The organism is Dysosmobacter sp. Sow4_B12 (assembly GCF_052116665.1).
Lineage (GTDB): Bacteria > Bacillota > Clostridia > Oscillospirales > Oscillospiraceae > Oscillibacter.
On sequence record NZ_JBQKKR010000011.1, the window covers coordinates 1 to 19,570 of the forward strand.

Consider the following 19,570-nt stretch of genomic DNA (forward strand, 5'->3'; position numbering starts at 1 on the left):
GCCGCAGCAGTTCAAAATAAACGATGTTTTCCAGAATGTGTCCCACATCGCCGCCCCGGTTTCCTAACAGGTAGGTGCGGAGGCCGGGATCGACGATATAGTATTTGCCCAACGTCCGCAGGTAGTCCTTTCCCTTGATGTCAAACCGATTGACCTCATAAAAGATATAGGACTCCAACAGTGCGTCGATATAGGCGGAGATAGTCTGCACCGCAGGCTTGGTCTTTCTGCCATCGTCCAACAGGCCCTCGCTGACAAGGGTGCGCCCGATGGACGCAGCCGAGGTGTTGTTGCCGATGTTGTCAGCCAGAAACAGAATGATCTTGCGAAGCAGCAGCGCGTCGGTGACGGCCCGCTGTTCTTTCCGTTTGCCGCGCTCCAGAATGTCCCGCACGACCACAGCGGAATAAATGCCATCCAGCAGCATATTGGCGCGCTCCTGATCCAGCTCCGCCTCGGCCAGTGCGGGCATACCGCCAAACTGTGCGTAGGCTTCAAACAGGTCGCGCAGCTCATACGCTTCGCCGTCTTTTCCCTTGGCGCGCTGTTTCATAGTGCCGTTGGGGGCTTTGTACTCCTCCAGCAAATAGCCGTGGAAGTCCAAAAACTCACGGAAGGACAGCGGCAGCATCTTGATCTCCACATAGCGCCCGGACAGATACGTGGACAGTTCGGAGGACAGCAGGTAGGCGTTGGAGCCGGTCACATAAATGTCGCAATCCAGATCCACGCGGAAGGAATTCACGGCATCCTGCCAGTCCCGAACCTTCTGCACCTCGTCCAAAAAAAGGTAGAGTCGCTTACCCTTGGGGACTCGTTCCATCACATACTGATAAAGCCGCTTGCTGTCCATGTCTGCAAACTGCATGGACTCAAAGTTCATCGAGAGGATCTGTTCCTCCATGACGCCCTGTTCCCGCAGATGCGCCATCATCAATTTCAGCAGGCTGGATTTGCCGCAGCGCCGGATTCCGGTCACGACCTTGATGATCTCCATATCCTGAACGGAAATGAGCTTATCAAGGTACTGCGATCTGTTTTTTAACTCCATGATTCTGTCACCACCTTTGTCAGCCATTATATCACCCCCTTTGCGCCAAGTAAAGTTTTTAACATCAATGTGAATAACTTTTTTCTTGTCGGAATTATTCACATCAATACTACTTCTGTCGAGCCTGCACACACCAGCGGTAATCCGGCTTATTCATCACGCAGGTGACAAGGGTGATGATGTTCTCCGTGCTGTCATTCAGAACGCTGGTATCGTCCACGCCGATTTTACTGACGGAGTACACCTCATAGCTGCGTGTGCCGAGCTGGGTGGTCAGCTTGATGGTGTCCCCAATGTCAAGGGAGTGGATCTTTCCGAAGTGGTTATTGACGCCGCGATTGTGGCCCGCGATAGCCACATTCCCCTCCCAAATGGAAGTGTTGGCAAAATGACCCGCGCCCTTGCGGAGTGCGTCCGCGTCCGTCCCCTGATACACCTTGACAGACAGGCCGAGGGTGGGGATTTTCAGCGTACCGAGGTAGCCGCCGCTGTAATAGAGGTCTTTCGTGACCGCGGTGTACTTTACCGGCGTGTAGGAGCCGGCATTTCCGCTGCTACTGCCCGAAGTCGTAGGCGGCAGGACGGTCACACCGCCTGTGCCGCTGATCGTTCCCGCGACTGAACCGCTCACAAGGTTTGGTGTCAGCAGCTCCCCGGCATTCAGCGTATAAGAGGTAGGCGAGCCAAAAGCAGGCGGGATGTAGGCGGCGTCCTTGCTGCGGTTCGTATTGACGGATTCAGCCGCAGTGACATAAATGGTATCGTCACAGGTGGGGCGTCCGAACAGTCCTGCGTCCGGGCCGTCAAAGTGATATTCCAATGCCGATGCAGGCATGGAAAAAGCCGCCAGCATGCAGCAGGCGGCCAGCAGCGTGGTCAGATATTTTTTCATGCGGCGTACCCTCTTTTCTTATTGATGTAGTGCTTGTAGCCTTTGTAACCGGCGTAGCCGCAGCCGCCCAGCGCCGCAGCACCCACGGGGATCAGCAGCCACAGCCAGTTAAAATCAACGCCGCTCTTTGCCGATGCCGCAGCACCGACGCTGGAAAAGACAGCGGTATAGATCACCGTATCACAGCTTGTGCGGGTGACATCACCCTTATAGTCTGCCGTGACGGTGTAGCCGGTGGCGTATTTGCTGGTGGCGGTGCCGGTGTAGCTTGCCACGGCGGTATAGCGAATGGGAATGTCATAGCCGTCCGTGGGATCGACAGCTGCCTCCTGCCAGCTCACATCGGCAAGCGTCAGGGTGCGGCCATTTTCGTTCACGGACTTAGGAACAAGGGACACATCCGCGTCTGAGAGGTTGGGATAGGTGCGCTCCGCCGTCACCGTGCGGCTGCTGGTCCCATAGCCCGCTGCCTCCACCTGAATGGTGGTGTGGTCAAGGGACAGGACACCCTCATAGCCGTCCTCGGTCTTGACCTCCAGCTTCGGCTCCAGCATTTTCAGAATTTCCGCCATGTCCTTGGTCTTGCTCTCCAGCGTGACCACCTCGATATGTTCCCGCGTGTCAGTTTCTGTCTGGTCATTTTTCAGCAAATCAAGGAGCGTATAGGTGCGACCCTCGCGCTCAAAGTCAGCGGTGGGGATCGTAGCGGGATCGTCCTTTGCGGTCAGGTAGTAGACCTTTTCTAATCGGTACACACCGTTTTCCTCGCTGGCTCTGACCTCGGCAGGATAGGCGGAAATGCTGGGGAGCGTATCTGCGGCAGAAATCATCGTGGATACCGTATCGGCTTCTGTCATGGGTTCTGCGGCCAGCACCGCGACGCTCATGCTGCACAGCATCAGCGCCGCGCAGAGAGCAAATGCAACTTTCTTTTTCACGCTTCGTCCTCCTTCCTCAGCGAACGGGCCGATTCTGCTCCGGTTGCTTGCGCTCCTGCGGAGAGATCTCACGCTGAATGTCATTTTGCAGCTTGCGGAAATACTTTTGCAGGCTGTCCACCACGCCGCGGCGATCCTGCACCTCCATACCGTCAAACACCTGCCCCACACGGCTCACATCGGGCTGCGGGGTCTCCACGCCGAAATTGCGGCAGAGCATATAGCTGACGCTCTCGGCGTCCATGGCGCAGTCCTCGCGGGTATAGTAGGGATAGCGTCCGTGGTCATGGATACCGGCGTGGACGATCTCACGGGAGAGCGCCGCAAAGATCTTGCTGTCGATTAGGCGGCTGGATACCGTAATGCTCTGCGTTTTAGGATCATAAACGGCATCCTGGTACATGGTGCTGCTGGTGACCACGGGAACGGGGGAGCTGTCCAGCAATCGGCGCAGGGCGGCGTCCATTTCCGGTGTATTGTCTTTCAGGCTCAGCGCCGGAACACCGGCCTTGCCGTGGGTCTGGGAAATATCGAACACACGCCCGATCTTATAGCCGTGATACTCCCTTCCGTCCTTCACGTAGGTATCCGACACGCGAATCTTCATGCCGTTCTCGTCACGGTTGACGCTGCGCCCCAGCCGGTTCCACACCTCCAGGCTGTTGATGTAGGTGATCTCCGGGTTCTGCGCCATCGCCAGCATCACATTGGACGCGCTGTATCGCGGGTTGATGGCCTGCGTGTCCAGATAGTGCAGATAGGCGTCGGGTTCACTGGTGACGCGCATGACCGCATCGTCGGATAGCTGTCCCAATTCCTCGCGCTCCGCTGTTTTCTTCGCCTTCCAGTCCTCGTCCCTCTGCTGCTTCTGCTGGATCAAATCGTCTAACTTTGCCATGATTGTTTCTCCTTCTCAAAATCAAATTATTCCCGCGTAGGCATAGCCTTTTGAATGGCCTCCCGCACGGTGTCCTTGGTGGGAGCTGTGCCATCCCGTTCTGCCGCAGCTTGCAGTGCCATCAGGCGGCTGCGGACAGAGGGTCGGGCATCAGCTTTCTCCGCAGCCGGTTCCGTAGACGCTCTCGCACCAGTCCCGCGCTTGATTGAGCTGTTCTCGGACGGAGCGCGGGCGTTCTTTTTTTTTGCGGCAGTATCCTCCTTCACCGGGGCGGGATAGCCCATGCGTTCAAAAATGCGGTTGATCTGCTTGGCGTCCTTGGCTTTTGCCATGATCTCCACCGTGCCGGTCTTTTCCACCTTATTGACGATGGGATAAAACAGGACGCCATAGCGTTTGGCTTCCATCTGAAAGCCCTTCAAGTCCTCCTGCTTGACGGAAAAAATGGTCAGCTCCTCACCATCGTGGATCAGGCGCTTGAGGTTGGTCTTACCGGCAAGCTTCTGATTGTCGTTGGCAAGGGCAATCAGCAAGGCGGCAAGATTTTTCGCCCCCAGCCCTGCCAGCTTAAGGGCACTCTCGGTGATCTGGATACCCTCGCGCACCATCAGGTCAGCGGTTTCACCGTTGGTACTCATGCTCATGTTCCTCCTTCTTCTTTAGATTTTCCTGCCGTTCAGCCTGCGCCTGCTGGCACTGTTGGGATACCCTCGGAATGTCCGATTGTATCCTGCGGCACAGACGCAGCTCCCCGCGCTTTTCACGCAGGGTGGCAGTCTGCTGTTGGATCTCCGTGCTGTACTTGGCCTGTGCTTCTTCATCGCTGGTGTTCCTCCTTTCCTGATAAAGTGGTTTTCTCTGCTCCTCCAACAAGCGAATGTCCCACTCCAGCACACGGATACGCTGCTCCAGCTCTGCTGCCGTGGTGATTTTGCTTGATAAAAGGTATTTGAATTGCTGCTCATACCGCTCCAAATGAATGACCTCCCGCTTGACGGAGAAGGGCAGCTTGGGCGGTAGCTTTTTCCGCCTGTTTCCCCGCAGCAGGTAGAGGTAGCGGAGATATAGGGCGTGAAAGCCGATGATTTTCTTTTTTCGGACGGTGGCCAGCTTGCCCTTTATTCGGTAACGCTTGACGGCATGGGTGACGGTCGGCGGGGTCATGCCGCCGTGCCGTTGGCGGGAGAGCCGCAGCAGAATATCCGCTTCGGTGTAGCCCTTGCCCAAACTGTCCAGACGGATCGCCCGCTTTGCGCCGGGTGGCTTAACCGTTGTGTATTTCCGATTGGGGTTGCGCCGCACCTCGTAGCCGTTTCGTCGCAGGAGCATGAGAAAGGAATCGTAGGTGTAGGCTTGCCCAATGATCGTGTCAATGTCGGCGCGGATGATGCCGCGCACGGTGGGCTTGCCGCCCTGCTCCGCCTTCCACTCGGCGTAATGCTTGCCCTTGCCCTGCGGGGCAATGACGGATAGGTCATTCTCCCGGCACAGTGCGTCTGAGGTACCGCGCACATCGTTGTAGTAGCTCTCCGGGCTGGAATGGTATTTCTGCCCGTCTATACAGGACACAGAATTGACCACCAGATGATTATGCAGGTGGTGCTTATTCAAATGGGTGCTGATAACGACCTCATACCGTTTTCCAAACAACCGCTTGGCAAATTCCAGCCCGACAGCGTGTGCCTGCTCTGGTGTGACCTCCCCTGGCTGAAAGGACTGGATAAAGTGATAGCCGAGGACGCCGCCCATTTTGCCAAACTGCTGTTTGGTTTCCATCATTTCAGAAAGAGCGGTGTCCACGCTGCTGCAATTCAACGCAGAAGTGAAAAAGAATTGCTCTGTCTTTTCGGGATTGGAAATATAGGTGATGCTGGACGCCAGCGAGGTTTTCTCTCCATCGGTGATGTAGCGTACACGGTCATCTAACCGGACGCGAATGGCAAAAACTTTGGTGACAGCCACTACCCCCGCTTCACCGCCCTCCACAATGCCGCTTGCATTTCCATGATGTTTTGAATGTCCTCCTTGCGGACATAGCCGGAGGCATTGGCAACTTTAGCGATTTGGTTGATGTTCGTACCGATGCCGGAAAGCTGACGCAGCAGCTCCGGCAGTTCATCAGGCGGACGGGGACGCAGGTTCACGCCCATGATAAGCCGCCGAATCGCAGGTTCCATTTTCAAGCCGCTGTCCTTGGATAGCTGTTTGACATGGGCGTATTCATCAGCGGTCAGGCGAACGGTGATCTGCTTGACATTGTTGCGTTTCATAGAGGCTCCTTTCCTGTTGAAGTGGGGATATTAAGGGGTTTACCCCTTAACAAGCGCATTTTGATGTCAAAATGCTATGCTTGCGACTGCAAAGCAGCCGCAGGCCGCTTGCAGTCCTAACCCAGCCGAAAAAGAAAATCAGCGTGCGTCACCGCCACGGGTCTTTACCCTGCCGCTGATCCCTTTCACAAGCTGGAGCTGGTCGTTGTAGTCCTTTCCGCGGCGGGGTGGGTTGTCGATGACCTCATATTGGGGAAGGCACTTTTGAATGGCCGCCGACGCCGCCCGCCCCGGCCTGTCATTATCCAGACACAGCACGATCCGCTCCACGCCGGGGTTGTCCTTCAGGTATTGCTCCAGCGCCGCGGGGAATCGGATCGAGCCATCCTTCCGAGGCTGATAGATGCCGGAGAGGGACAGCGCATTGGCGGCGCGCCATTCCTGCCCCCGCAGCTTTAGCAGCGTCAGGTAAGAAAGCGCGTCAATGGCGGATTCAAACACGCAGAGGGTTTTGCCACCGGCGCAAAGGGGAACGGCAAAGGAAAACCGCTTATCGCTGCCGGGGACTTCACCGGCAAAGGTGGTATCCGAAAGTGTTCCGCGCAACGCGCCATAGGCAGGCTTTCCATGTTCATAACCCACAAATACGCAGTTATGACGCTCGTCGTCCTCATAGAGCTGCCCATGCTTGATGCAGTGGTTGATGATCTCCGCGTCAACGCCCCGGCTCCGCAGATATGCAAAAACACGCCGGGTGTCGGCGTGTTTGGGTGGCAGGGTAAATTCAGTTTTCGGGAGCGGTGCGGTTGGCTCTGATTTGGTCGGCACACGGGGCAATTCTCCGAGGATGCGCTGAACGGCATCCAGAAAGGAAAGTCCCTCCACGCGGGTCAGATAGTCCAGCGCATTTGTGCCTCCGATATTCCGCGACCACCAGCACCATTTTCCATTGGAGATTTTTAGGCTGTCGTGGGTGCGGGTGGCATAGGTATCTCCGCCGATATGCACCAGTTCCTCTGGCTCAAACCGCCGCAGGTAGGTCAATAGGTCCATCTCGCGGGCGGCAGCGATCTGTTCCTTAGATAGGTAGGGCATGGCACTCACCTCCCAGCGCTCTTTTCTCAGTCCTCTGGATAAAGAATAGAATCAGCACATTTTTGATATGGGTAGTTAAAAACATCCTTGTGATGTAGCAAATAGTTCTGGATATACTCATAGAAATTTTCAACTGCATACAGCTTTTCGATTTCTGCTTGGCTCAGTCTCCGTGCTCTCAGGTACTCTGTCATCTCGTCTTGCAGAACATATAGATGCGCGTATTTATCAATACGGACTTTCTGATCGGTAATTCCTTCTTTACCAATGATCTTGTAGAGTTCTTCGCGTTCTTTCCTCAATTTTGCGTATAGGTCATTTTCTGTAATTTTCTTGTTCATGTGCAGTCCCTTTCTATCGTGCCAAACCCGCCCGCATCCGGTGGGCGTATCTTCCGGCAGCATACCGAGGAAATTGCCGATGCCGCAGGACGGCTCCAAGATGTTCCCCTGTGTGAAGCCCATCTGCCCCAAGGCGGCATAGATGCTGCGGATGACCACAGGAGGCGTAAAGAACGCCGTCAGCGTGGATTCGCGGGCGGCGGCGTATTCGGCGTCCATCAGCAGGTCTTTCAGCTCGCTGTATCGCGGGTTCTTTTCATCGAAGAAGTCCGCCAGACCGCCCCAGCCCACATACTGTGCCAGCACCGTCTGTTCCTCCGCTGTGGCGGTGCGGTTCTCCGTCTCCACGGTTTTCAGGGTACGGATCGCGTCCAGATTGCGCTGAAAACGCTCCAGCGGTGCGCCCTCTCCGATGTGGTCATCGGTGATGCGGTAGTTGCTGCCGTTCGGGTCCAGCGGATAGGCAAGCGCGTTTTGCTTTTTCTTTTTCGGCTGGGTGAGTACCGCAGGCGGCTCGACCGGCTGCTCTGCGGCGGTGTCTTTGGCGCGCTCCACATAGAGCCATTCCGCCGCTTCCTTTTCGTTGACTGCCTTTCTGACCTGCTCCAGATAATCCTCAGCCTGCCACTCGCTGGGGAAGGTCTCACGGACGCCCTCGCTGTCAACATAAATTTCGTCCCGAATATCGTCCCAGACGGCGTAGCCGTCGTCCGTTTCGATCACGCTGAACCGCTCATAGGCGGGCGGCTGCTCTGCGGCAAGCCGTGCTGCATCCTCTGCGACCTGCTCCACAAAGCTGCGTTCCTGCTGAGGAGCATCATGCCGGTGGTTGAACAGGCTGAAAGTGCCGTCCACATACTCCGAAAGCCGATCCTTTGCGCGGCGGACGGAATCATAGAAACGGTCACTCTCGTCCGTCCCATCCAGCCGGGAGGTCAACGCCGCCAATATTTCCGCAGTCTTGCCCTTATCTTGCAGCTGCTCCTCGATCATGGGAATCGCATCGTAATAATCCGCACCCTTGGGATAGGGACGCGGAACATCGTCCGGCGCATTGTAAAAACCGTTGTAGACGATTCGAGCCAACTGCCCACGCTCATATTCCGGGATTTTGGCGATAGCGTCCTCACCGGGGAAGCGTTTCTGCGTAATGAGTTTTTGATATTCCTTGACCACATTGGGGATGGTCAGATGGACGGTATCATATTTTTTGAATCCGTAGTCTCGCACATATTCCAATCCCTTATGGGTCTTGCTGTGATTGTAACCCGCACATCCGCCACCGCTGTACTCACCAAACTGGCTCTTAATGAATTTCTGGCGTTCCTCCGGCGTGTGAGGATAGCAGAAATGGGAGTACACCGCCAGTCGTCTATCAACACTGTCTCTTAGGAAGAACTGGTCGATTTCATCCTGTGTGATGAACATTTTGCACTGCCGCAGGAAGCTCGGTTGGGCGGTGAAACTGCGTTCCGGGTAGGAGAGGCCATCCAGCACAACGCCGATCCGGTGGGTGTTGTAAGCGGATAATCTCCAATGCATAATGTCGTTACCTTGGGCATAAGCGTCAAGGAAAGCATGATATTCCTGTGCCAGAGTTTGCAATCCACCCTCTGTCTTTGCGAACGCCACCATATCCTCGTCCAGCTCCGGGTAGCCCTTGTGCTGGTCGTGGATCGCCAAAGTCTGCGGGAATAGGCCCTGCCCCCGGCCTTCTTCGTTTAGGTCACGGGCCGTCATTAACATGGCGTCCATTGCTTCATGCAGTACCTTGTCCGGGGCCTGCGCCAGCTCGGACGCGGAGAGATAAGTCCCCGCCTCCAGCAGCTCCAGAATCCGTGCCGATGCCTGCTCCCATGTGACCACGGTCTTGCTGTACCCGGTGCGGACGCTGTCCCCTTGGGCGAGGTGGATGCCGTCCTCCAGAAACCACACGGCATATTTGCGGCCTTCGTATTCAATGCCGCGCCCGTTCTCTCTGCCGAACTCCCGGCGCAGAAACTCTTCATTTTCCTGCTCTGGCCGCTCCCACATATAAAATACGGCGATGCGCTCCGCACTGTTGGGTTCGTTTCCGCCTGTGCAGAGGGCCAGATCAATGACCTCCTGCGGCACCGTGCGGGCCGGGGCCAGAATGCCGGTGGCTGTGTCTGCCGGGGCCTCGTACACCGGGGCGTCGCCGCCCATGTCGAATAGGGCAAGCTGCTCTGCGACAATGGGGGCATTTTGCAGACCCAGCTTGATCTTGTATTCGCCGCGCTCGATCAGGCCCTCGGTCATTTCGGTGATGACCGACCATGAAAAAACAGACTCCGAAGTGCGAGAGAGGTAACTGCCCTCCCACATCAAAAGTCCGTCTTTCTCGGCATGGTAGCCTGTCCGAACACCGTCGGTCAGGACTTCCACCCATATATCGTTGTAGCTGTTTTTTAAGAACTCCGTGCGTTCCGTAAGGCCCTTGTGCGCCTGAAAGTATTCAAAGATTTCCTGCCGCTTGTGCTTGCGACCGCCGTCGTCCAGCAGATTCGCTTCAATGAGGTGCATATCCAGAAAGGCTGGCAGCTCTGCGGTATTCTGCTGCGCGGCGTCATACTCCAACGCAAAGGCTGCTGCCTGTTCCTGCGCCTTTTCGTCCGGATAATCACCGTAGACGCGGAGGCACTGGCGCGTTTCGGCGTCATAGACGGCAGCGCCGTCGTATGCAAAACCGTCTTCCTCCATCGTACCGGCAACATAGCCCTGCGCCGCGGCCTCCGCTTCCTCCAGTGTCTGATAATCCAGCTTATCGTCAAAGCCGTTTTCAAAATGGTGATAGGCAGCGACCTGATAGGGTGCGGCCATCTGCGCAGCATAGTGGTCAATGGCATCTGCGGTCAGCCATTCCGGTTTTTCCGGGAGCGCGTCATACAGCTCTCGCATTTTCCTGATCTGCGCGTGGACATTGCCTGCCCACAAATGCTTTTCACTCCGGCCACCAGCGCCGAGGAAGTAGTCGCAGTCGGCGCGCAGACGATCCAGCAGCACATAATCCCCGCTGTGATCGACAAAGGCAGGAAGCTCATCACTTCCTGCCTCTGTGGGTTCTTCGGTTGTCAGGCGTAGATCAGGTCGCTGAGCACCAGTTCCTCCGCGCTGTGCCGGAGATTGTTTATCAGGCCCGTCCAGCGCAGGGGATCGGTCGCTTTCAGCTCCTCCGTCACGCCCTCGGCTTTCGCCATCTGCGCTACGGTCTGCTCCACCATCTTCCGCGCGGTCTGCTCGATCTCTGCCAGATGCTCCGTCAGCTTGCCGCTGGTCTTGAGGTTGGTGTAAAGCACTCTGCGGCGCTTCTTCAGGTACGCTCTCCGCAGCTCCGCGTACTTGCCCAGATGCACCTCCGGCGTCTGCGGCATCAGCAGGTTCGGCACCTGATAGCCATCCTGCATCCTGTAAGTGATCTCCATACTGTTTGCTCCTTTCTCGGCCTGTTTCGTGTTGTTCTGTGCGGCCATCATAACCGTTTTTTTCACGGTTTGCAAAAAACTGATCCCGCTGGGCCTGCATGATCGTGCGGCTGATGTCCCGCAATCCCATCTCCGCGATGTCGCTGGTGGCGATGCCCAGGGCGTTGATCGTAGGCGGTGTGTTAAATTCGTAAACATGGGCGAACTCATCGGGAGAAAAATAGTCATCTGCCCGCAGGCCGAGGCGTGTCATCAGCATATAGGCCACGCTGACCTCCAGCGCGTCCCGGTAGAACACCTCCAGGTTGAGGTCATCCAGCTCCTCCAGCAGGCTGTCCTCCCGGCACTCCCGCAGCTCTTGCAGATAATCCGTGATGTTGTCCGCCACGGCGTTATGGCAGGCGGAGCGCACGGCGTCCGCAAGATTTTCTTTTTCGGCCAGGTTGCCGAAGGTGGCCTCCAGCGTTTCGATGACCTCCGGCTCAAAGGCCGGGTGCATCGTCCAGATGGGCAGCGGACGGGCAAAACGGGACGCATGGGTGTCGGAAACATCAAAATAGAGCTTCAGGCAGTTTTGACCGTCATCACCAAATACGGCGATGCTCTTGGCCCCACGATTGACCCAGCGGCCAAACTGACGGTTCCAGCGCTCCAACTCAAGGACCGCCGTAGCGTCCGGGCGCTGGGCGTAGATCAGAATTTGATCATCAAAGGGGCATTTGTAGTTATAGCAGGCTGCGCGGAGAAAGCCTGTCCAGCTTTGATAGCTGCCGGTGACGCTCTGCACGGTCTGGTCATATAGCTCTGTGATAAGCTGAAATTTAGTAGGCAAATTGGCACCTCCTTATCGCTCCGGCTCCGATTTCTTTTTGTTATGTGACCGGTTATTTTTCCTCTGTTCGGCGCATTCCTTTTCAAAATTTTCGCGCCGGTAACAGTAAATATAAAACTGGTAATCACCTTTGATCGGCGTACAGCGGAGCATATACACATACTGTTTGGTTTTTACCATAAAGCCACAGGAGGGAAGCAACGCGCCCTTGATGGCGCAGATCTGCTCATACCGGTTGCAGTAGCGATCCATGCTGTCGAAGTCCCGCAGCGGGGAGTCCGGCTGCTCCCGCAGCCAGTTTACGGTACGGTCAATGTCAGCCTTAAACTCCGGCGTGTTCAGCGTGTTATGCTGGTGGGGCCACCATGTTGTATAAAACTGCTTGCCGCTGCCAAAATCACCCCGCAGGTGTCCCACACAGCCCGCAGACTTGTCCTGTTCCTCACTACGGGAGAAATAGAGAGCGTGCAGCGCAGGCTCATTGACGCTGTAAAAGTCAATGACATCCTTCTCGCTGGCGGGATATTTCTCCTGAAATTCCGCAAGAGTACGGCATCCACCATCTTGAAAGGAAAGGGTGCCGCTCTCCAGCGGAATCCACCCATCAATGGGAAGCTGGAATGGCTCACGGGTAAGAACGGTGCCATAGAAGTTGACCATGAGACTCCGTGACAGTTCTATCGGCTCACCCCAATCTGCATCGCCATGGCGCAGCTCGTAGCGATATACGCCTTCCGGCACGGTGGCTCGGTCAATGCGGCATTCCGTAAACAACGCCGGTCGGTCAAAAATCGTGACCTCCTGATAGGTCACCTTCTGTACGTCATAGCTCATCTGGCTTCACCTCGATCTCTGTGTTTCTTTTGCACTCTCTGTTGTGCTAAAAACTCCGGGACCTCCTTGAAACCGATGGTATCTGCGTAGTAGGCAGTTTTCTTTCCGCCTTGCGTCAGTACCACGATGTCGCTTACAGACATAGAACGCATCCGATGGGCAAAGGGACGGGAATCCCTATTGTGCTTTGCCCACAGATCCTCCAGCGAATTTTCCTTTGCGTACATACCGGCGTATGAACGCTGATAATCAGCGCTCTGGAGTTTTCCCTTTGCCGCCGCGTAAGACCGGAAATAGTAGTCCACATCAGCGGTTGCGGGGATTTGATAGATTTCATAGGTGCAGATCTCGGCGCTGATTTTCGGCGCAGCAGGAACATAGATATTCGATGAGCGCGTAATCGTAGCGGTCCGCTACCGTGGACAGATATTGCCGCAGTACCGTTTCACGGCTCATGGTGTTGACCAGCGTGACCTCCAGTGCCGACAGCTCGATATTGGCGGGGACAAGGTGGACGCCGGACGGGTGGTGCAGAATGCCCTCGTTGGGGGCGATGGGCTGCTCCGCGATGATCTTCTCCATCAGGGTGGAGAGCGTTGGGGATAATTCGTCAGGCTGCGACCAGCCTAACATCTGCGTGAGATTGCCTTGTGCATCGGCGTCGATCAGCAGGACTTTTTTACCTTGCCGAGAAAGACCAATGCCGAGGCTGGCGGCTGTGGTGGTCTTACCCACGCCGCCCTTCTGATTTGCCAGTGCGATTGTTTTCAATGGGACACCTCCTCCAACAAAAAAGGAGCCTTGCGGCCCCTGTTCTAACAAAGCTGTTGCTTCTTACAGTTATTCTTTTTTCGGGTGGTATTCTTTCTATTCTCAGTCTTGCTATATCTCAGTCTTATTAGATTTCGATTATCGAATGTCCAGAAGTTCGGAAATCGAATGTCTTGAAATTCGATTATCGAATCTCTGGAAATTGCAGAATAATCCTGCGGCGAAAATGGCGTATTGAAGTTGAAATAAACCACATTACGCACCAGAAAAGTTTTTCACATAAATCAGCGTAGGCCGCCCCAGCCCTTGCCGTTTACGCTCAATTAGACCGATGCCCTTGGCGCTGTCCAATTCAGAGAAAAGCCGTGCCGCTTTCTCAGAACGGCAGCGCAAAGTGGACATGACCTCCTCCGCTGTAAAGATAATAAAGACGCGATTCTGCTCGTCGATCCAGCCGTTCCGATAGGACAACTCCATACGATCCAGCAGCAGTCCGTACAGCAGTTTGGCATCGGTCGAGATTTCAGCAAAGCGGTCATCGGTCAGCAACAATTTGGGGATACGGAAGAAAGCGTATTGTTCACCGGAATGACCGTAGTAATAGGGTAGATTTAACGGCATAGGCGTCACCTCCTGCATCTGTATATAAAAACAAGAGGAAGTCAGCTTACGCTTTCTTCCTCTTGAACAATGTCAAATTATTGGGTAAGATAGTTCCAAAGAGTCCCCGGTGTTTGGGGTGACAGCTGAAAATCTGTCTAATATTTGTCTAATAGCAGGTTCGATTTGAGTGCAAAACGAGCCAATATTAGGCGATATTTTCAGATACTCCGCAACAGGCAGTTCGATAAAAAAGCCAGTATTCATGCGGGTTTGCGGGCATTTTGAAGCATGACGTACTACAAGGCACGATCCGAACGATGTAGCTCCTAAGCGGAAGGCCGCGCGTTCGAATCGCGCCGGGGACGCCACGTCGGAGCAAGCTGCATATCGCTTGCTCCGACTTTTTTACAAAAAGTCAGAGCGCACTCATTCCGCTGCTCCTCCTTTCCAAATCACAACCGCTGCGCTGGGTTGTGATTTGGTTTCGGGTACATGTCGGAAGCCTGTGCCTCGAAAGTGAACACATGATTCACGTCGGAATGCTGCATATCGCTTGCTCCGACTTTTTTACAAAAAGTCAGAGCGCACTCATTCCGCTGCTCCTCCTTTCCAAATCACAACCGCTGCGCTGGGTTCGCGCTTGGGTATCTTTCTCTCCACCGTCTTTTCTTTCATATAAAAACAAGCCTGACAGGCATGTGCCTGTCAGGCTTGTTTTTATTCCTCTTCCAGGCCCGTTTCCTGCCCGGAAAGCTCCCGGCTCTTTTCCCGGGCCTGCTTCAGATAGTCCGTCTCCTCTGTTTTTTTGCTGGGCACAAAGCTCTGGGCCGGCGTTCGCCTTTCACCCTTGCTGCGGGCGTAGAAAAAGCCCGTGATGGAGAACACCACCGCGCCGATGAAGTTCACGAACAGGTCCTTCATGGTGTCGATGATGCCGATGTCCAAGTAGCCGCCAAGGCCCAGGCTCTCACCGTTGATGACCACGTCCTGGATGCCCTTCACCGCCACCACCCTGTTGGTCCGGGTGGGGTCCAGGGCCACGGTATAGATGGCGTTCACCACCGTGTCCTTCTGCATGTCCGTGTGGAAAAAATAGTCCATGCCGAACTCAAAGAACTCCCACAGCACACCGATGGTCATGGAGAAGCAGAACGCCACCAGTGCCAGGAAGAACGGAGACAGGTCGAAGGTCAGCCGCTCATCATCGTTCAGCAGCAGCACCATGGAAAAGCCCACGGCGGCGGCCAGGAAGCCGTTCAGCGTGTGGAGCATGGTATCCCAGTTGGGGACGTTGATATAAAAAGCGTTGACCTCACCCAAAATTTCCGCCGCGAAGATAAAGCACAAAATGGTGATCTCCAGGGGCGGCGGCAGCTCGATGCGCAGCTTTACCTGGAGCCAGCTGGGCACATACAGCAGCAAAATGGTCAGAATGCAGAAGAACGCACCCTCATAGTTGCGCAGGAACAGTTGGCGCACCAGCACCACCAGCACCAGAAGGCGCAGGGTGTAAAAGACAATGAAGGAGCTCTTGTGTTCCCGCAGCTCCTGGTCCAGGGCCTGGCGCATATGCTTCTTTTCCCGCTTCTTCTCCGCCCGTGTGGCTTTTTTCATAAGTGCGTCTCCTCCTTTGGATCAAATCGCTCAAAAATCGGCAGAGCGCCCTCCGCCTCCGCCGTCAGCAGTTCCTCCATGGAGCGGATGGTCCAGAACACCGTGCGGACGCCCATCCACCGGCACAAGGCTACGGAAACATTTTTCCGGTCCTCAAAACGGTAGGCCACAAAATCCGGCCGGGTCACAACGTTGAACAGCAGCTGTGTCAGTGCCAGACGCCGCCAGACAGGCCGGCCCTCGGGCCGCTTCCAGTAGCTTTGGCTCAGCTGGCCCCGCAGCACCTCCGGCCGGTTGCGGCGCAGCCACACCAGCACCTGGGGATCAAAGCTCTCCACGCAGTAGTCTGCGCGGAAGCGGTCCAGACATTCCATTGTTGTCCGGGTCAAAACGTCGTGATTGCCCCGGCTGGGCTTGACCTCCACCACCAGCGGTGCCTTATCCTCAAACAGCGGCAGCACCTCCTCCAAAAAGGGGATGGTCTCCTCCGTCTCCTCCAGGCGGTACGCCGCCAGCTCCGCCGCCGTCAAGTCCTCCACGATGCCGCTTTGGCCGCAGACCCGCTGCAAATCGGAGTCGTGGACCACCGCCAGGCGGCCATCCTTCGTCAAGTGCACATCCAGCTCCGCGCCGTAGCCGGCCTCCGCCGCCCGGCGGAATGCCGGCAGGGAGTTTTCCGGAACGGCAGGCTTGTCGTGCCAGCCCCGGTGGGCGTAGCGGACGCCCTCCAGCTTGTCCCATCCACGGCCGTTTTTCCTCCCGTGGAGCAAAAACCAAACCAACAGTCCCAGGGGCACCAGCGCTTCCAACAGCCGCGTCAGGAAGAATCCCCCTAAAACGAACAGCAGGCAGACCGCCGCCAGGAGCAGCCCACCAACGACCGCTGCGACCAAAATCCACGTGAGCACCGTCATTTCCGCGCCTCCTTCAATCGTTCCAGCAGCTGCGCCATGTCCCGGCAGATGAGGGAGGGCGGCGTGTCCGACACGGCGGCGTCCGCCGCCGTGGCCTCCCCGGTGAGGACCAGGACCGTGTCCGTCCCCGCGTTGACACCGCAGGCGATGTCCGTATACAGGCGATCGCCTACCATCAGCGTCTCGGCGGGACCGTATCCCGTCTGCCGCCAGGCCATCTGGATCATAGTGGGGTCCGGCTTGCCGATGTACACCGGCCGGCGGCCGCAGGCATTCACCAGAAGCTGGCAGATGGAGCCGCAGTCGGGGATAAAGCCGAACAGGGTGGGGCAGGCCAGGTCCGGGTTGGTGGCCAGGAAATCCGCTCCCCGGGCCAGCAGGCGGCAGGCGTTCTCCACCTTTTGGTAGCTTAGCTCCGTGTCAAAAGCGCACAGCACCGCCGTCACATCTCTGTCCGGCGTCTGCCGCAGGTCAAAGCCCGCCTCCCTCAACTGGCGGCAGAAGGAATCGGTGCCCACAGCGTAATACACATCCGATGGTTTCCTCCGCGTATGCAGGTAATAGGCCGTGGCCTCCACGGCGGTGAGAAACTCCTCCCGCCGGGCGGGGATGCCCAGGCGGCGCATTTTCTCCAGTCCCGCCTCCACGCCCCGGGAGGAATTATTGGTCAGATAGCGGACGGCGCAGCCCGTCTCCCGGGCCCAGGATAAAAACTCCGCCGCTCCCGGAAGCAGGGATTCCTCCAGATAGATGGTGCCGTCCAGGTCCAGCAAAAACAGCTTCTTTTGGGAAAGGTCCACAGTCTCACCTCGGTTCATATTGTATTAGAATAACACAAAAGGCCTCCGCTGACAAGCGGAGGCCTTTTACGGTTCTCCACTTTTCGGCGTGGGTGACTTGGTGGTGAGCTTTCAAAATGCTCATTTTTGCTGACGGCGATTTTGGGGTGGCTTTTTTCTTGGCCTTTTTATCTTGACATCGCTTTTTAGACCTCCATATACTGGTTTTGACATGGAGGTGAGTCTATGTGGGAAGGTATAAGTCTCAAAGATTTTCAGCGCAACATATACAAAAATTTCTATTCAGATAGTGATGTCGAACTTATTATCGGTGCAGAGAATGCTGATTTACAAAATGTCAAACGGCTTATCAATAAAGCGAGGAAAATTGGAGATTACGATACAGCATTTTCTCTGGAAGATATGTATGTGGAGCTGCTTAGAATCCCCGAAAAACATCATGCGCCGTTGCCTCCCCGCTCTGAGATAGAAGCCTCATATCAGAGAGTGCTGCGTGAGGGCTTGGAACTACTGGAAAAGCGCAGAAAATTACAATAAGCAGGCAGGCGTTTGCTGTGTGAACGCCTGCCTGCTCTTTTCAGATGCACTCACCGTGCTCTTGATAATATTTAATTATGCCATCAATGGTAGCACCACCATTTTGAACCAATTCAAGTTCTGGGTTTCGTACCTTTGGCTCGGGCTCTACCATGGGAATATCAGATTTTACCTCATCGTGCATATGCATTTCGTTAAACATTATTAAGTCGTAGCCGCTCAAAGGGTGAGGGCCTTCTTCTTTACCGTAGTAATATCCGGGAATCTCAATTACGCCTCCACCATCTGCGGGATTGACTTCGAATGGCTTGTTATTCTGCAAATCATCAGCATCATGGATGTCTGGGCAGTAGAGGAGATAGCGGGTATCGTTGAATGCTTCTTTATCTTCTTGAGAAAGCAGACGTGATGGGCGCTGATAAAGCGGGGCCTTTGAAGTTGCCGAGCCAAATAGCATCTTAGCACGCAAGACCTCATACGAATATCCACGTCCCATATTCTGCATACTTTTGATAGCTCCATTTAGCCTTTCGGTCGTAGCATTTGTTTTTCGACCTTCGACATCGAAGTAATTGAAGATTTCTTTTCCCCATGTTTTGAAAGTGCGGAGAGCAAGTCTCCTCATATCTGCAAAATCATCTCCAATTTTCGGCACAAAGTGTTTCCACTCGCAGTAAGCTGACCATGCCGAATCCTTATCCTTACACTGGTAGATTTTGAAGAACATATCCCGCAATGCAACCAGATATTTCAAATTAGGGTAAGTATCGCAAATTTCAACGAGTTTATTAAGCCGCCAATCCGCCATATTCTCTGGATTCATTTTGAACATATAGGAATCGATGTTTAGTTCTACAAATCTATCCCACTTTTTTTGCCTAATGTCAGGATTCGTAATTTCTTCAATGTCTTTGCGAATATTATCGCATATTATTTTCCGGGCAGACTCCACAGATTCAAGAAACAGTTTTACAACATGGAATTTATCAACTACATGGATTGCCTGCGGAAGCATCTCCTCGATTGCTGATTTATACCCGGCGCACATATCCGTTGTGACAACTTCAACTTTATCGAGGTCTTTGAACTTTGACAAATCCCGGATGACATCATCCTTTTTGACACTTCGTCCCATTTCCAAAATGACGGCGTTTTCAAGGTCAACATAGACCGGACGCATCTGCTTTTGCAAATGACACTCATCCAGCCCCAGCACTCGTGGAGCCTTTATCTCCGGTCTTAACTGAAGAATATCCGTATAGCTTTCAAATGCCGTTGCAACTGTCGTTGCTCCGAGGCCATAGCGTTCTGCAACGGATGTAAACGTATTATTCAAAGCCTCTTTCTGGATGGTATCCCTCAGTCTGTTGGACAACTTCCCACCACTATCGATGCACTCAAAATTCAAAGCAAACGTCTTACCGCACTCAGGATTCTTGCATTTATAGCGGCGTCCATTTACCGTCACCCCGACTCTCTTTTCGTAGATGTTCCAGTCACGGAAGAAGCGCTCCTCTTTTCCGTGGCTTATCGTCTCGCTACACCCGCAGAAGGGGCATTGAATTCTGGCAGAGGAGATTGTTGGAACCACAAAGACTTCCATGTCCAAATCGGTTTCCAGACAATCTACCTCATGGAATTCCGGCAGCCTCAAATTCGGAATTTCTTCTAAAGACGCTCGTTTCACCTCTACACTCATTGTAATCCCCCTAATTACATAATTCTTTTGAGAATGAT

General features: G+C 54.7%; 17 protein-coding genes and 2 pseudogenes. 1 reads left to right on the forward strand and 18 read right to left on the reverse strand.

Annotation, left to right across the window (positions count from 1 at the left end; all coding sequences use genetic code 11):
• From ACTQ4R_RS09785 to ACTQ4R_RS09865, 17 genes and pseudogenes are all read right to left on the reverse strand, one after another.
• A partial coding sequence (locus ACTQ4R_RS09785) for an ATP-binding protein (RefSeq protein ID WP_441628195.1) occupies positions 1–1,051 on the reverse strand: 1,051 nt, incomplete at its 3' end.
• 109 nt (positions 1,052–1,160) lie between these two features.
• A complete protein-coding gene (locus ACTQ4R_RS09790; RefSeq protein WP_441628197.1) occupies positions 1,161–1,943 on the reverse strand; it encodes a class D sortase in 783 nt (260 codons plus the stop codon).
• Positions 1,940–2,881 (reverse strand): hypothetical protein, encoded by a 942-nt coding sequence (locus ACTQ4R_RS09795; protein ID WP_302642795.1) that lies wholly within the window; start codon positions 2,879–2,881, stop codon positions 1,940–1,942. Before ACTQ4R_RS09795 ends, ACTQ4R_RS09790 begins: the two co-directional genes overlap by 4 nt.
• A 16-nt stretch (positions 2,882–2,897) precedes the next feature.
• Positions 2,898–3,779, reverse strand: a complete 882-nt coding sequence (locus ACTQ4R_RS09800) for a hypothetical protein (protein WP_302642797.1) — start codon at positions 3,777–3,779, stop codon at positions 2,898–2,900.
• A gap of 26 nt (positions 3,780–3,805) precedes the next feature.
• A complete protein-coding gene (locus ACTQ4R_RS09805) occupies positions 3,806–4,417 on the reverse strand; it encodes a PcfB family protein (protein ID WP_441628200.1) in 612 nt (203 codons plus the stop codon).
• The gene (locus ACTQ4R_RS09810; RefSeq protein ID WP_441628202.1) at positions 4,401–5,765 is read right to left on the reverse strand and encodes a relaxase/mobilization nuclease domain-containing protein; all 1,365 of its coding nucleotides are present in this window, start codon (positions 5,763–5,765) and stop codon (positions 4,401–4,403) included. The genes ACTQ4R_RS09805 and ACTQ4R_RS09810 overlap by 17 nt, the downstream gene beginning before the upstream one ends.
• Positions 5,741–6,049, reverse strand: coding sequence for a MobC family plasmid mobilization relaxosome protein (locus tag ACTQ4R_RS09815; RefSeq protein ID WP_427780769.1), 309 nt, complete (start codon positions 6,047–6,049; stop codon positions 5,741–5,743). Before ACTQ4R_RS09815 ends, ACTQ4R_RS09810 begins: the two co-directional genes overlap by 25 nt.
• A gap of 138 nt (positions 6,050–6,187) precedes the next feature.
• Complete coding sequence (locus ACTQ4R_RS09820; protein ID WP_441628204.1) at positions 6,188–7,144, reverse strand: DUF3991 domain-containing protein; 957 nt, start codon at positions 7,142–7,144, stop codon at positions 6,188–6,190.
• A 26-nt stretch (positions 7,145–7,170) separates the two neighbouring features.
• Positions 7,171–10,527: pseudogene (locus ACTQ4R_RS09825) on the reverse strand (LPD11 domain-containing protein); the annotation flags it as partial.
• 50 nt (positions 10,528–10,577) lie between these two features.
• A complete protein-coding gene (locus tag ACTQ4R_RS09830; protein ID WP_441628315.1) occupies positions 10,578–11,156 on the reverse strand; it encodes a TnpV protein in 579 nt (192 codons plus the stop codon).
• A 616-nt stretch (positions 11,157–11,772) separates the two neighbouring features.
• A complete protein-coding gene (locus ACTQ4R_RS09835; RefSeq protein ID WP_441628206.1) occupies positions 11,773–12,594 on the reverse strand; it encodes an LPD28 domain-containing protein in 822 nt (273 codons plus the stop codon).
• Positions 12,591–12,899, reverse strand: coding sequence for a YodL domain-containing protein (locus tag ACTQ4R_RS09840; RefSeq protein ID WP_441628208.1), 309 nt, complete (start codon positions 12,897–12,899; stop codon positions 12,591–12,593). The genes ACTQ4R_RS09835 and ACTQ4R_RS09840 overlap by 4 nt, the downstream gene beginning before the upstream one ends.
• Before the next feature lie 67 nt (positions 12,900–12,966).
• A pseudogene (locus tag ACTQ4R_RS09845) lies at positions 12,967–13,365 on the reverse strand (ParA family protein); the annotation flags it as partial.
• A 255-nt stretch (positions 13,366–13,620) separates the two neighbouring features.
• Positions 13,621–13,986 carry a replication initiator protein A gene (locus tag ACTQ4R_RS09850; RefSeq protein ID WP_302668436.1) on the reverse strand — a complete coding sequence of 122 codons (366 nt, stop codon included), beginning with the start codon at positions 13,984–13,986 and terminating at the stop codon, positions 13,621–13,623.
• Positions 13,987–14,685: 699 nt separating this feature from the next.
• Positions 14,686–15,582 carry a hypothetical protein gene (locus ACTQ4R_RS09855; protein WP_441628210.1) on the reverse strand — a complete coding sequence of 299 codons (897 nt, stop codon included), beginning with the start codon at positions 15,580–15,582 and terminating at the stop codon, positions 14,686–14,688.
• The gene (locus ACTQ4R_RS09860) at positions 15,579–16,496 is read right to left on the reverse strand and encodes a glycerophosphodiester phosphodiesterase family protein (RefSeq protein ID WP_441628212.1); all 918 of its coding nucleotides are present in this window, start codon (positions 16,494–16,496) and stop codon (positions 15,579–15,581) included. The genes ACTQ4R_RS09855 and ACTQ4R_RS09860 overlap by 4 nt, the downstream gene beginning before the upstream one ends.
• A complete protein-coding gene (locus tag ACTQ4R_RS09865) occupies positions 16,493–17,314 on the reverse strand; it encodes an HAD-IIA family hydrolase (RefSeq protein WP_441628215.1) in 822 nt (273 codons plus the stop codon). Before ACTQ4R_RS09865 ends, ACTQ4R_RS09860 begins: the two co-directional genes overlap by 4 nt.
• A gap of 207 nt (positions 17,315–17,521) precedes the next feature.
• Between ACTQ4R_RS09865 and ACTQ4R_RS09870 the strand changes: the two genes are divergently transcribed.
• Entirely contained in the window at positions 17,522–17,833 is a 312-nt protein-coding gene (locus ACTQ4R_RS09870) for a hypothetical protein (protein ID WP_441628217.1), read from the forward strand.
• A gap of 40 nt (positions 17,834–17,873) precedes the next feature.
• Here the strand turns inward: ACTQ4R_RS09870 and ACTQ4R_RS09875 are convergent, their stop codons facing one another.
• The gene (locus tag ACTQ4R_RS09875) at positions 17,874–19,532 is read right to left on the reverse strand and encodes an ISL3 family transposase (RefSeq protein WP_441628219.1); all 1,659 of its coding nucleotides are present in this window, start codon (positions 19,530–19,532) and stop codon (positions 17,874–17,876) included.
• Between the last annotated feature and the right edge of the window lie 38 nt (positions 19,533–19,570).

Bases quoted from the DNA above. Each gene is read 5' to 3' on its own strand.
- ACTQ4R_RS09855 (WP_441628210.1), bottom strand. From the start codon at position 15,582: ATGAAAAAAGCCACACGGGCGGAGAAGAAGCGGGAAAAGAAGCATATG.
- ACTQ4R_RS09870 (WP_441628217.1), top strand. From the start codon at position 17,522: ATGTGGGAAGGTATAAGTCTCAAAGATTTTCAGCGCAACATATACAAA.
- ACTQ4R_RS09790 (WP_441628197.1), bottom strand. From the start codon at position 1,943: ATGAAAAAATATCTGACCACGCTGCTGGCCGCCTGCTGCATGCTGGCG.
- ACTQ4R_RS09830 (WP_441628315.1), bottom strand. From the start codon at position 11,156: ATGACTATTTTTCTCCCGATGAGTTCGCCCATGTTTACGAATTTAACA.
- ACTQ4R_RS09820 (WP_441628204.1), bottom strand. From the start codon at position 7,144: ATGCCCTACCTATCTAAGGAACAGATCGCTGCCGCCCGCGAGATGGAC.
- ACTQ4R_RS09800 (WP_302642797.1), bottom strand. From the start codon at position 3,779: ATGGCAAAGTTAGACGATTTGATCCAGCAGAAGCAGCAGAGGGACGAG.
- ACTQ4R_RS09875 (WP_441628219.1), bottom strand. From the start codon at position 19,532: ATGAGTGTAGAGGTGAAACGAGCGTCTTTAGAAGAAATTCCGAATTTG.
- ACTQ4R_RS09805 (WP_441628200.1), bottom strand. From the start codon at position 4,417: ATGAGTACCAACGGTGAAACCGCTGACCTGATGGTGCGCGAGGGTATC.
- ACTQ4R_RS09860 (WP_441628212.1), bottom strand. From the start codon at position 16,496: ATGACGGTGCTCACGTGGATTTTGGTCGCAGCGGTCGTTGGTGGGCTG.
- ACTQ4R_RS09850 (WP_302668436.1), bottom strand. From the start codon at position 13,986: ATGCCGTTAAATCTACCCTATTACTACGGTCATTCCGGTGAACAATAC.
- ACTQ4R_RS09835 (WP_441628206.1), bottom strand. From the start codon at position 12,594: ATGAGCTATGACGTACAGAAGGTGACCTATCAGGAGGTCACGATTTTT.
- ACTQ4R_RS09865 (WP_441628215.1), bottom strand. From the start codon at position 17,314: ATGAACCGAGGTGAGACTGTGGACCTTTCCCAAAAGAAGCTGTTTTTG.
- ACTQ4R_RS09815 (WP_427780769.1), bottom strand. From the start codon at position 6,049: ATGAAACGCAACAATGTCAAGCAGATCACCGTTCGCCTGACCGCTGAT.